The following is a 12,351-nucleotide window of genomic DNA, read 5'->3' as shown; positions in this document are numbered from 1 at the left end:
CGCGCTAAGTCAACGGCGCGCTGACGTTTGTTCTAGGGCTTTCGGCAGGACTCGCCCGCCAGGGCTTGCCGTCTTGCCTCTTCTTCGATCTCCTTGCGACGACTCTCCCGCTCGCTCAGGGGCACCAGTGCCAGCCCTTGATCGGCAAGAGCGATCGAGTTGTCGCAGTGCCCACGCCGAGCTTCCACGACAGCGAGCGATAGCGCCGGTTCCGGATCATGCGTCTCCACCGACATGGCTGCGGTAAGCACTTCGGCTGAATCATCGACCTTGCCCTGAAGGAAGAGCATCTGGCCGGTCGTCAGAAGGTACTTGCCGTACATCTGGCGATCGACCGTCAATGCCTTCGAGTCTTTGACCAAACTCAGATAGCGCTGCGCTGCCGCTGAATCGTTCTCCCGGATGGCGAGTATTGCTGCATTCAACATGCAGTTGGCGCACGTGGGCTTCTCGCCAGCGAGCCGTTCGATCAGGGCGTGCGCACGAGCGCTGTCACGGACACGCAGGTAGGCGCTGAGCAGATTCTCCTTGGCGTCCAGCGCATCGGGATGTTGCTCCAGTGCCCATCGCCACAGGTTCACGTCGTTCGACCAGAGCGGAATCGTGACGCGAACGTTCACGACCGAAACCATCAGCCACAGCCCGCACAGCGCTGCGGGAACAAGATGGCGGGGGAGTGCGCCGAGCTGAAGCCGGCCGAACAGCGGTCGCGTGACGGGCAGCAGTACGCACCCGGTGGCCAATGCCGTCATCACATAGCGCTCGTGATACAAGCTGCTGTCGAAATCCGCCGCGATAAGGTGAAGGACCGGCAGCAGGGCGATTGTGATGGCTGAAACCACGGTACCCACGCCCGGCGGTCGACACAGCAGCCTCCATGCGCCGATACCCACAAGGCCCATGGAGGCCGCGCACGAGAGGGCTGAGCCAATGGTCAGCTGGTTGAACGTCGAAACAGCCACGGGGTGGATCGGGCCCATGCCGGACATTGGCCAGAGCAGCATTCGCCAGTTCTGCAGGTAAAGAAAGCAGACCTCCTGAACCCGGCCCAGTAGCGTCAGTGGCACGACCACTTGCGGGCTGAGCAGAGTCCCCAGTGCCGCATGCCGGATCAGCAGGTAGAGCAATCCAGCAAGCGCCAGGCTGAGGTAGCTGGGCCAATGCTCACCGAGCAAACTGCGCATGCGGTGTCCAATGCTTAGACCGGCCTGACGTTGCTGCAGCGTCCAGTCCACAATCACCAGCAACAAGGGAAATACGGCGGCAGACTCTTTCGATCCAGCGGCAAAAAAAAAGCACGCCGATACCGCTGCCGCGCGTGCCCATGGCCGCTTGACGGCCATGCCCGCCAAAAGGCCGAGCAGGATGAAGAGGACCAGTAGCATCTCAAACTGGCACCCGATCCATGTGACCGTCTCGACCAGCGCCGGGTGCAGCCCATAGAGCGCCATGGACACGATGGGTGTGAGCCCTGGCATTTGCTCCGGAGCTAGAGCTCGTTCAAAGCGTCGAGCCACCGCATACACCAATCCCGCGTTGATCAGATGCAAGATCAGGGACATGACATGCATTGGGCCCGGCTGTGCATCAAACAGGCGCACCTCGGCAGTGAAAAGCAGTACCCCTAACGGTCGGAAATAGTTCGTCCAGCCGTTGAAGTCCTTGAAGACATAGTGCTTCCAGGCATCGCCCTCCCGAAGCCATGCCGTGTCATGGAAGTCCAGCCAGTCATCCCAAACAAAGCTTGCGTGTCGAACGGGCGCATAGACCCACGCGATGAAGACCAGTAGGGCGATGACTATGAGCAAGTGGTGGCGTGCTGCCCGAGTCACGAGGCTAGGCATGCGATTCCTGATGATGCGAATGAACGAGAGTGGCGGTTTCGGTGCGTCGCAGCCTACAGCCAGCGCGACTTGCGCAGCCAGGTGAAGATGCCGGCAACCACCGCGATCACCAGCACGATCATCGTCGGGTAGGCCCACGGCTTGTCCAGCTCGGGCATGTGGTGGAAGTTCATGCCGTACCAGCTGGTGATGAGGGTGGGCGCGGCGAGCATGGCGGCCCAGCCGGCGAGCTTCTTCATCACCTCGTTCTGGCCGAAGGTGACCAGGGACAGGTTGATGTTGATGGTGGCGCCGAGCATCTCGCGCATGGCGCCGACTGATTCGTTGACGCGGAACACGTGGTCGTAGACGTCACGGAAATAGGCGCGCAGGTCTTCCGGGATGAGGTTGGGGTGTAGCCGCACCAGCTGGCTGATCACGTCCTGCAGCGGGGCGACGGCCAGGCGCAAGGTCATCAGGTCGCGCTGCATGTCGTACAGGCGCTTGACGGTGTCGCGGTTGAAGGCCTCGGCGAAGATGTCCTGCTCGAGTTCCTGCAGCTCCTCGCGGAAGTCGCGCACGATCGGCATCAGGTTGTCGACGATGAAGTCGAGCACGCCGTAAAGGCCGTAGCTCGGTCCGAGCGCGAGCAGGTCAGGCGAGTGCTCGCAGGTGCGCCGCGCCGGCGCATAGGAGAGCGAGGCGCCGTGGCGCACGGTCACCAAGTAGCGCGGGCCCAGGAAGATGTGGGTCTCGCCGAAGGCGAGCTTGCCTGCCACCAGCTGGGCGGTCTGCACCACGATGAACAGCGAGTCGCCGTAGGCCTCGATCTTGGTGCGCTGGTGGGCGTGGTGCGCGTCTTCGATCGCCAGGTCGTGCAGGTCGAATTCTTCCTGCAGCTTTTCCAGCAGCGCCTCGTCCGGCTCGTGCAGGCCGACCCATACGAACGTGTCCGGCTGCTCCAGCACGTCGCTGATCGCGTCGAGCGTGATATCGCCCATGCGGCGGCCGTCGCGATGGTAGGCGACGCAGTTGATCACCATGCCGGTGGTGGGCACGGGCTCGGTCGTCTTGGGAGAGGTGGCAGGTAGCATCACCGCATCATGCCCCTGCCCATCGCGCCGGGGCAATGGCGGGATTCAGCGCGGCACGGAACCCTGCGTCGATCGCAGCGACCACGCCAGTGCCAGCCACACCGGCAGCGCCAACAGCAGCCAGGGCTGGTTCTGCTGCACGATGCCGGGCAGCAGGTGCAGGGCGATGGCGATCAGGCCGGCGATGAGCTGGGCAATCAGCAAGCCGTCCATCCAGCGGGCCAAGGGCGTGTTGCGCAGGCGGCGCCAGGCGGCCGGGATCAGCGCGAACGCCAGCGGATTGAACAGCAGCAGATTGGCGTTGGCCCATGCCGAGTGGTGGGTGGTGAAGAGCCACAGGCCGAGCATGAGCAGACCGACGGCGCCGGCCAGCGTCAGCCAGGCAGTGGCGAGCACGGCATGCAGAAATGGAAAGCGCCGCCGCGCAAACCCCAGCAGCACCGCGAGCGTTGCTCCGGCGAGCGCCAGCGGTCCACGCAGATCCGGTGCCTGCGCGGGCGGCGCCTGCACGCGGTTCGGTGAGACCTCATGCTCTTCGCTCACCAGCGGCATCTGCCCGCCGCGGCCATCAGGCACCTGTACCGTGCGCAACTCGTGCTGCAGGGACATCGGGATGAACGCTTCCTGCCAGGCGCTGAGCGGCTGGTCGGCGTACGGCCCCAGGCCCAGGTCGAGCAGCAGCATCAGCCACGGCTGCGCGCTCATCAGCCGGTCGGTCTGCTGCCGGTAAGTCATGCTGCCGGCACGCGCGGCCAGTGCGTTGCGGAGCACGCCGCCCAGTGCCTTGTCCAGCGCGTCGCGCACGCGGGTGCTGCAGTTGTCGACGTAGTAGTCGTAGTCGTAGCGCGCGTTTTCCGGGCGCAGGTTCCACAGCAGAAAATCGCGCAGGGCGGCGGCCTGGTCCGGCGCGAGAGCGAGCCGCTGGCGGGTGATCGAGCGACCGGCCTGCACGTACCAGCCGGTGTCGACGTCGGTCGGTTCGGCGTCCATCAGGTAGTGCATGCGCCCGCGCGCGAAGTTGAGCAGGAAGCCCTTCTCGTCGAAGTCGAAGACGCCGTAATTGAAGCTGATCGCTTCACCGTTCTGGCTGTCGCGCAGTTCGATGGCGATGTGACCGAAGCGCTCCCAGTAGGTCTCCCCGGGACCGTAGGTGATCATCGTGACCTGAAGATTGGCGCCCGGGGCGTTGGCCACGCCGGCGTGGGCGGGCCAGGCGGTGCCGAGGAGCATCAACAGAAACAGCGCGAAGGCGCGGCGGAGCAGGGGCATCGGGACCGACCCGGGAGCGGGAAAGGCGCCACTCTAGTGGCGGTGGGCCGGGGTGTCGACGTTTCCGCAAGGCCGCTTCTGTAGGAGTACATCCTGCGCGCGAGCGCTTCTTTCCATGCGGTGGGAAAGAAGCCGCGCACAGGGTGCGCTCCTACAACGAGAGGTCAGTCTTGCGCGGGCTTCTGGCTGACGCGGAACTGCTGCACGCGGCGGTCGTCTGCTTCGGTGACGTGGAACAGGTAGTCGCCCACCACGATTTCCTCGCCCACTTCGGGCAGATGACCGAACTCGGAGGTGACCATGCCGCCGATGGTGTCGAACTCTTCGTCCGAATAGGCCGAGCCCGTCTGCTCGTTGAAGTCGGCGATCGGCGTGAGTGCGCTCACCAGCCAGTCGCCGCCGGGCTGGGCGTGCATCAGGGTCGGTTCTTCCTCGTCGTCGTGCTCGTCGTCGATGTCGCCGACGATCTGCTCGAGCACGTCCTCGATGGTGATCAGGCCGGCGACGCCACCGTATTCATCCACCACCAGCGCCATGTGGTTGCGGCTCAGCCGGAATTCGGCGAGCAGCACGTTCAGGCGCATGGACTCGGGGATCAGCACGGCCGGGCGCAGGATGGCGCGGATGTCGAAGTGCTCGCCATCGCCGAAATACTTCAGCAGGTCCTTGGCCAGCAAAATACCGAGGATCTCGTCCTTGTCCTCGCCGTGCACCGGGAAACGCGAGTGGCCGGATTCGACCACGGCGGCGAGGATGTCGGTGAGGGGGGATTCGGCCGAGATCATCACGATCTGCGCACGCGGGACCATCACGTCGTCCACGCTCAGTTCGGTGACCTTGAGCGCACCCTCGACCATGGTGAGGGTGTCGTTGGAGAGGAGTCCGTTGGCCTGGGCTGCGCGCAGCTCCTTGACCAGTTCCTCGCGATTGCGCGGCTCGCCGGAAAACATGTGGCCCAGTCGATCCCACCACGATCGGTGGGCCGGGCCGCCGGTACTGCCAGGTTCGTCGTTCATCACTCTTGAAAGCTCTGCCCGTAGCCGGGCGGAAGCGCCAGTCTAGCCGAAATGTCGAGTCGATTCAGGGCTCAGGGTGAACGGTTGGTGTGGCGCGGCGGTGGTCATGGTGGCGTCCGGTCGGCGGTACGGTGGCCTGCTGCATGCGCGATCAGGTAGGAGCGCACCCTGTGCGCGACGGTTCGCCCAACGTGCTGGGTGGTGCGCTGGTCGGCCACAGGGTGGCCTCCTATGGGGTGCTTTTTGCGGGGACGCGCCGGCCTGCGATCCGCGTGGAGCTCAGCCCGTGTACGGATCGGCGATGCCCAGCCCGGCCAGGATGCGCGTTTCCAGCGCTTCCATCGCCTCGGCCTCGGCCTCCACGAGGTGGTCGTAGCCGAGCAGGTGCAGCACGCCGTGCACGGTGAGATGGGCCCAGTGGTCGCGCGGCGGCTTGCCCTGTTCTGCGGCCTCGCGCGTTACTACGGGTGCGCAGATCACGATGTCGCCGATCAGCGGCAACTTAAGTCCGGGCGGTAGATCCGCCTCGAACGAGAGCACGTTAGTGGCGTAGTCCTTGCCGCGGTAGTCGCGGTTGAGCGCGCGGCCCTCGTCGGCGTCGACGAGGCGGATCGACAGCTCGGTGGCCCGCCGCCGCTTCGCCCCGCGCAGCGCGGCCTCCACCCACCCGCGAAAGCTGGCGGCCGAGGGCACGCCGGCACGCGGCACGGCGTAGCCGACGTGGACCACCGTCGCGCCGCTCACTTGCCGTCGCCCTTGCTCGCCTCGGCCGAGGCCTCGAACGATTCGTAGGCGCGCACGATCTTCGCCACCAGCGGATGGCGCACCACGTCGCGCGAGGTGAAGAAAGTGAAGCTGATGCCGTCCACGCCGCGCAGCACCTCGATCGCGTGGCGCAGGCCCGAGCGCACGTGGCGCGGCAGGTCGACCTGGCTCACGTCGCCGGTGATCACCGCCACCGAGCCGAAGCCGATGCGGGTGAGGAACATCTTCATCTGCTCGACGGTGGTGTTCTGCGCCTCGTCGAGGATCACGTAGGAATCGTTGAGCGTGCGACCGCGCATGTAGGCCAGCGGGGCGATCTCGATCACGTTGCGCTCGATCAGCTTGGCCACCTTCTCGAAGCCGAGCATCTCGTACAGCGCGTCGTACAGCGGGCGCAGGTAGGGGTCGACTTTCTGGCTGAGGTCGCCGGGCAGGAAGCCGAGTTTTTCGCCGGCCTCCACCGCGGGGCGCACCAGCAGCAGGCGCTGCACGCGGTTGGCTTCCAGCGCTTCCACGGCGCTGGCGACGGCCAGGTAGGTCTTGCCGGTGCCGGCCGGGCCGACGCCGAAGTTGATGTCGTGAGTGGTGATGGCGTGCAGGTAGCGCGCCTGGTTTGGGCCGCGCCCCTTGATCACGCCACGCTTGACCTTGATCGTCACTTCCTGCGCCGCCTCGGCGGCCTCGGCCGTGATCGCCTCGATGCCGGACTCGGCCAGGTGCAGGTGGATCGTGGCTCCGGTCAGTACTTCGCCGGCAGTGGCGTCGTAAAGGGCGCGCAGAACTTTTTCGGCGGCGCGCGTGGCGGGGTCGTCGCCGATTACCTGGAAGATGCCGCCGCGGTGGTTGATCTCCACGCCGAGCCGCAGCTCGATCTGGCGCAGGTGCTCGTCGAACGGGCCGCTCAGGTTGGCTAGGCGGGCGTTGTCGATGGGGTCGAGGATGAAGTCGCGTTGATTCAGGGGGCTCATAGACCGATCAGCATAGCGCGGAAGCGGGTGTTTCCGCCGTGAGGCGCAGGCGGTGCAAACGCCGCACACGGTGGTCACTTGCATTTAAATTAAGTGTTGAATTAATTTTATGTGCATGCCCACTCGAAGCACTCCTCCCAAACCCCGGCGTCGCCGGGTCGGCCGGCCTGCCGGTGACGACAGCGACGTCCGCGCACGGCTGCTCGACGTCGCCGCCGCGCAGTTCGCCCGCACCGGCATCGCCGCCTCGTCGCTGCGCACCATCGCGGCGGCGGCCGGAGTGACCCCGGCCATGCTGCATTACTACTTCGGCAACAAGGACGCACTGGTGCGCGCGCTGCTCACCGAGCGCCTGATGCCCGCCGTGCTGCCGCTGCGCGAAGCACTCGCCACGGTGGGCGAGACACCGCTGGAGCTGGCCCAGGCCTTTGCCCAGGGCGTATCGGGTGTCGTCGCGACCTTGCCCTGGCTGCCGGCGCTGTGGGTGCGCGAGGTGTTGTGCGAGGGCGGTGCGCTGCGCGAGTTCGTGTTCCGCGAAGTGATGCCTAGCCTGCCGCAGGTGCTGGCGCGGCGCTTCGAAGCGGCACTCGAGGCGGGCCAGCTCGCCGCCGGTATCGATCCGCGCCTGCTGGTGGTCTCGCTGGTCGGGCTGACGCTGTTTCCCGCCGCCGGCGCGCCGATCTGGCAAAAGGCCTTCGGCATGCCGGGGCTCGACATGCCGGCACTGATGTCCCACACCCTCTCGCTGCTGGGTCACGGCCTGGCCGCGCCATCCTCGGAGACGCCCCGATGAGCGCACGCCTGCTCGCGTTCGGCCTGGCTGCCCTGGTCCTGTCTGGCTGCCACCGCGATACGGACAAGGCGCCCGGCACGCTGGAGTACGACCGCATCACCCTGCCGGCACCGGCGGCCGAACGCATCGTGGCCGTGCACGTGTGCGCGGGGGAGGCGGTGAAGGCGGGGCAGCCGCTGCTCGATCTCGATCCGGCGCACACCCGGGCCAGCCTCGACGCGGCGCTAGCCGAAGTGAAACACCAGCAGGAAGTGTTGGCCGAAGGCGTGGCCGGCCCGCGCACGGAAGATATCGCCCGGGCGCGCGCCACCCTGGCGTCCGCCGAGGCGCAGGCGCGCGACGCGCGCAGCTATCTGGAACGGCTGCAGCGAGTCGCGCAGCAGGAAAAGGATGCCGTCGCCGCGTCCGACCTGGATCGCGCCCGCGCCGACGCGCAGAACACCGGTGGACAGGCCGCCGCCGCCCGCGCCGCGCTCGATCAGCTGCTGCACGGCACACGCAGCGAACAGCTGGCCCAGGCGCGCGCCGCGGTCGACGCCGCGCAAGCGCAGGCCGATGCGCTGCGCGTCACGCTGGGCAAGTTGCATGTGGTGGCGCCGCGCGACGGCCATATCGACGATGTGCCGTATCGCCTCGGCGATCAGGCGCCGGTTGGCGCGCCGCTGGCGATCGAGCTAGTTGACGATCGTCCGTATGCGCGGATCTATGTGCCGGTGGCGATGCGCGCGCAGCTCAAGGTCGGCAGCGCCGTGCAGGTGTACGTGCAGGGTCGCGATCAGCCGCTGGCCGGACACGTGCGCCTGATGCGCGCCGAGCCGGTATTCACGCCGTACTACGCGCTCAGTGGCGACGACGCCACGCGGCTGAGCTACCTCGCCGAGGTGGCGCTGGACCGGCCTTCGGATCTTCCCGCCGGCCTACCGGTGCATGTGGCGCCGGCCGCGCCGTGAGCGACGCCCCGGCCATCCAGGTACGCGGCCTGAGTAAGCGGTTCGGCCAACTGCTCGCCGTCGACCACGTCGATCTGGACGTGCCGCGCGGGCGCGTCTATGGCTTCCTCGGGCCGAACGGCTCGGGCAAGTCCACCACCATCCGCATGCTCTGCGGCCTGCTCACGCCGACCGGGGGCGAGATCGAGGTGCTCGGCCTGCGCGTGCCGCAGCAGGCCGAGGCGCTGCGTCGCCGCATCGGCTACATGACGCAGAGCTTCTCGCTGTTTGCCGACCTCACCGTGGGCGAAAACCTGGAGTTCATCGCCGAGATCCTCGGCGTGCCGCGCGAACGCAAGCGTGCGCGCATCGCCGAGCTGATGGAGCGCTACCGCCTGGCCGACCGGCGCAAGCAGCTGGCCGGCACCATGAGCGGCGGCCAGAAGCAGCGTCTGGCGCTGGCCTGCGCGGTGATGCACGAGCCGGAGCTGCTGTTTCTCGACGAGCCGACCAGCGCGGTCGATCCCGAGTCGCGCCGCGAGTTCTGGGAGGCGCTGTTCGAGCTCACCGATGCCGGCACCACGCTGCTGGTATCCACCCACCTGATGGACGAGGCCGAGCGCTGCCATCGGCTGGCGATCCTCGACCGCGGGCGGCTGGTCGCCGACGGCACGCCGGGCGCGCTGACCGGGGCGCTGGAGGGGCGTACCTTCCTGGTCGAATCGGACGATCCGCGGCGCGCCCAGCACGCGCTGTCCGGTGCGCCGGATGTGCTCGGTGTGGCCCAGGTCGGCCACGCGCTGCGCCTGCTCGCCGACGCGGGGCAGGGCGACGGCTTCGCCACCACGGTCGAGCAGCGCCTGCGCGAGGCCGGGCAGTCGGCACGGCTGCGTCCGACGCCGCCGAACCTGGAAGATGTATTTGTCGCCGCCACGCACCCCGGCGAGCAGGAGCGCGCGGCATGAACGGGCGCCGCCTGTGGGCGATCATGCAGAAGGAGATCCGCCAGCTGCGGCGTGACCGCATCACGCTGGCGATGATCATGCTGATGCCGATCCTGCAGCTGGTGCTGTTCGGCTACGCGATCAACCTCAACCTGCGCGGGCTCGATGCCGCGATCGCCGACCAGGCGCAGACGAGCGGCTCGCGCGCGCTGGTGATGGACATGCTGGCCACCGGCGTCATCCGCCCGGTGACCAGCGCACGCACGCCGGAGGACGTGGTCGACCTGATCCGCCGCGGCCGCATCAATGTTGGCCTGGTGATTCCGCCCGACTTCGAGGCGCGCAAGCTCGGCGGCCGCCCGGTCGCGCAGGTGCTGGTCGACGGCAGTGATGCCACGGTGGCCGGCGCCGCCGCGCAACTGGCGCAGACGCCGGTGGACAGTCGCCTGCCCGACACGCACGCGCCGTATGCGAGCACGCCGCCGGTGCCGCGCATCGTGGTCACCTCGTTCTACAACCCGGAGCGGCGCTCGGCGATCAACATCGTGCCCGGCCTGATCGGGGTGATCCTCACCATGACCATGGTGCTGTTCACCGCCATCGCCATCGTGCGCGAGCGCGAACGCGGCAACATGGAGCTGCTGATCGCCACGCCGCTGACCAGCACCGAGCTGATGCTGGGCAAGGTGGTGCCGTACGTGCTGATCGGGCTGGTGCAGACCACGGTGATCCTGGCGCTGGGGCGCTGGCTGTTCGATGTGCCGATCCGCGGCAGCCTGCTCGACGTCTACCTCGCTGCGCTGCTGCTGATCGCCAGCAACCTGACCCTGGGGCTGCTGATCTCCTCGCGGGCGCAGTCGCAGTTCCAGGCGATGCAGATGACCTTCTTCATCTTCCTGCCGTCGATCCTGCTGTCGGGCTTCATGTTCCCGTTCTCCGGCATGCCGCGACTGGCGCAGTGGATCGCCGAGCTGCTGCCGCTGACCCATTTCCTGCGGCTGATCCGCGGCGTCATGCTTCGTAATGCCGGTCTGCTGGATTTGTGGGGCGATGCGCTGGCGCTGGTGGTATTCACCGCGGTGATGATGGCCGGCGCCATCCTGCGCTTCCGCAAGCGGCTGGATTGATCCCGCCTGTAGGAGCCCGCTCGCGGGCGATGCTCCTGCTCCTGATGCGCATTCAAAGCGAAAAGCATCGCCCGCGAGCGGGCTCCTACAGGAGATCGCAGCCTGGCCGTGGCTGCCATCGACGACGGCGTTCGCCGCGAAGCTGCGCTTGCGCTAACGGCTGGATTGACCGACCCGCCTTTTGTAGGAGCCCGCTCGCGGGCGATGCTCCTGATCCTGATGCGCATTCAAAGCGAAAAGCATCGCCCGCGAGCGGGCTCCTTATGTCTCGATTCTGGTCCGGCAACGGACGAGAATCCCCGACTGATCATCGGTGGGAATGAGGTGACGCCGACGGGCCCCTGAGGCTTCGCGCCTGCTGGGTAGATGTGTGCCCTCGTTCCGTTCCATCCGCCAGCGCCTGAACGGTATCGGAGGCCCGCCAGCCGGCGAGAGCCTGAACGCGTAAGGATCGGCCGTGCGGATCGTCGATGGTCAGCGTCTGAGACGACTGCCAGGAGACGTGACATGACCGAACCGATGGTAGGCATCGATGTGGCCAAGGCCAGCTTCGATGTGGCCGTTCCGCTGGACCGGCCGGGGAAATACCGCACCAAGGGCAAGCTGCCCAATACGCCGGCCGGATTCGCCGAACTGCTGACATGGCTGCGCCAGCACGCACCACAGGCTGGGGTGTGCATGGAGGCCACGGGCATCTATCACGAGGCGCTGGCGCAGGCGCTGGTGGAGCATGGAGTGACGGTCTACGTGGTCAATCCGGCCCAGATCGCCGCCTATGCCCGCAGCGAGCTGTCGCGGACCAAGACCGACCGCTGTGACGCCGAGCTGATCGCCCGCTTCGCCATGGCCCAGCAGATCCACGGCGCACTACGCCCGTGGGCGCCGCCTACGCCGGGTCAGCGGCAGCTGCGCGCCCTGGTGCACCGCTTGAACGACCTGCAGGCGATGCGGCAGATGGAGGCCAACCGCCTGGCGGTCGGCGATGCCTCGGTACGCCCCTCGATCCAGCGCATGATCGATGCGCTGGATCAGCAGATCGAAGAGCTGAAGCGGGCGATCGAGGATCACATCGACCAGGACCCGGACCTGCGGCGCGATCATGACCTCTTGCGCTCGATTCCCGGCATCGGCGACCTGACGGCAGCCTTCATCCAGGGTTTTGCCGGGAATCTGCGGCGCTTCGACGATCCCCGCCAACTGGACGCCTTCGCCGGCGTGAATCCGGCGATCCGCGAGTCGGGCAAGTGGGTCGGCCAAAGCCGACTATCCAAGCTCGGCCATGCGTTGCTGCGTGCCCGGCTGTACATGCCCGCGCTGGTGGCCATTCGCCACAACAGCGCGGTGCGCGCCCTGTTCGATCGCCTGGTGGGTCGCGGCAAGCCACCCAAGCTGGCCTTGGGCGCAGCCATGCGCAAGCTGCTGCACATCGCCTGGGGAGTGGTGCGTTCCGGCCTCCCGTTCGATCCCAATCGCGCCCTTGCTGGTGGGTAAGTAAGACGGTATCTACAGGAGATCGCGGCCTGGTCGTGGTTGCCATCGACGATGGCGGTCGCCGCGGAGCTGCGCTTGCGCTAACGGCCGGATTGACCGACCCGTAGGAGCGCACCCTGTGCGCGACCGCTT

Annotated in this window: 11 protein-coding genes; 5 read left to right on the top strand and 6 right to left on the bottom strand. The window is 67.1% G+C overall.

What is annotated here, in order from left to right; all coding sequences use genetic code 11:
* Positions 1-32: 32 nt before the first annotated feature.
* From ACQVBX_RS11045 to ACQVBX_RS11020, 6 genes are all read right to left on the bottom strand, one after another.
* Positions 33-1,808 carry a tetratricopeptide repeat protein gene (locus ACQVBX_RS11045; protein ID WP_431634123.1) on the bottom strand — a complete coding sequence of 592 codons (1,776 nt, stop codon included), beginning with the start codon at positions 1,806-1,808 and terminating at the stop codon, positions 33-35.
* Between the two features lie 89 nt (positions 1,809-1,897).
* A complete protein-coding gene (gene corA / locus ACQVBX_RS11040; RefSeq protein WP_431634122.1) occupies positions 1,898-2,917 on the bottom strand; it encodes a magnesium/cobalt transporter CorA in 1,020 nt (339 codons plus the stop codon).
* A gap of 45 nt (positions 2,918-2,962) precedes the next feature.
* Positions 2,963-4,186, bottom strand: a complete 1,224-nt coding sequence (locus ACQVBX_RS11035; RefSeq protein WP_431634121.1) for a DUF4105 domain-containing protein — start codon at positions 4,184-4,186, stop codon at positions 2,963-2,965.
* Positions 4,187-4,350: 164 nt separating this feature from the next.
* The gene (locus tag ACQVBX_RS11030) at positions 4,351-5,202 is read right to left on the bottom strand and encodes an HlyC/CorC family transporter (RefSeq protein ID WP_431634120.1); all 852 of its coding nucleotides are present in this window, start codon (positions 5,200-5,202) and stop codon (positions 4,351-4,353) included.
* Positions 5,203-5,481: 279 nt separating this feature from the next.
* A complete protein-coding gene (ybeY, locus tag ACQVBX_RS11025) occupies positions 5,482-5,946 on the bottom strand; it encodes an rRNA maturation RNase YbeY (RefSeq protein ID WP_431634119.1) in 465 nt (154 codons plus the stop codon).
* Complete coding sequence (locus ACQVBX_RS11020) at positions 5,943-6,935, bottom strand: PhoH family protein (protein ID WP_431634118.1); 993 nt, start codon at positions 6,933-6,935, stop codon at positions 5,943-5,945. The genes ybeY and ACQVBX_RS11020 overlap by 4 nt, the downstream gene beginning before the upstream one ends.
* Before the next feature lie 115 nt (positions 6,936-7,050).
* Between ACQVBX_RS11020 and ACQVBX_RS11015 the strand changes: the two genes are divergently transcribed.
* The 5 genes from ACQVBX_RS11015 (at position 7,051) to ACQVBX_RS10995 (ending at position 12,219) form a co-directional block, all read left to right on the top strand.
* Positions 7,051-7,728, top strand: coding sequence for a TetR/AcrR family transcriptional regulator (locus ACQVBX_RS11015; RefSeq protein ID WP_431634117.1), 678 nt, complete (start codon positions 7,051-7,053; stop codon positions 7,726-7,728).
* Positions 7,725-8,678 carry an HlyD family secretion protein gene (locus tag ACQVBX_RS11010; protein WP_431634116.1) on the top strand — a complete coding sequence of 318 codons (954 nt, stop codon included), beginning with the start codon at positions 7,725-7,727 and terminating at the stop codon, positions 8,676-8,678. The genes ACQVBX_RS11015 and ACQVBX_RS11010 overlap by 4 nt, the downstream gene beginning before the upstream one ends.
* Positions 8,679-8,692: 14 nt before the next feature.
* A complete protein-coding gene (locus ACQVBX_RS11005; RefSeq protein ID WP_431638163.1) occupies positions 8,693-9,622 on the top strand; it encodes an ABC transporter ATP-binding protein in 930 nt (309 codons plus the stop codon).
* Complete coding sequence (locus ACQVBX_RS11000) at positions 9,619-10,728, top strand: ABC transporter permease (protein ID WP_431634115.1); 1,110 nt, start codon at positions 9,619-9,621, stop codon at positions 10,726-10,728. Before ACQVBX_RS11005 ends, ACQVBX_RS11000 begins: the two co-directional genes overlap by 4 nt.
* A 507-nt stretch (positions 10,729-11,235) precedes the next feature.
* Positions 11,236-12,219: an IS110 family transposase gene (locus tag ACQVBX_RS10995; RefSeq protein ID WP_431634114.1), complete on the top strand. Its 984-nt coding sequence runs from the start codon at positions 11,236-11,238 to the stop codon at positions 12,217-12,219.
* Positions 12,220-12,351 lie beyond the last annotated feature (132 nt).

This window comes from Dyella thailandensis (assembly GCF_050749815.1).
In the GTDB taxonomy this organism is placed as follows: Bacteria; Pseudomonadota; Gammaproteobacteria; order Xanthomonadales; family Rhodanobacteraceae; genus Dyella_A.
Note: the sequence above shows the minus strand (reverse complement) of the source record. Positions and strands in the feature narration are given on the sequence as shown.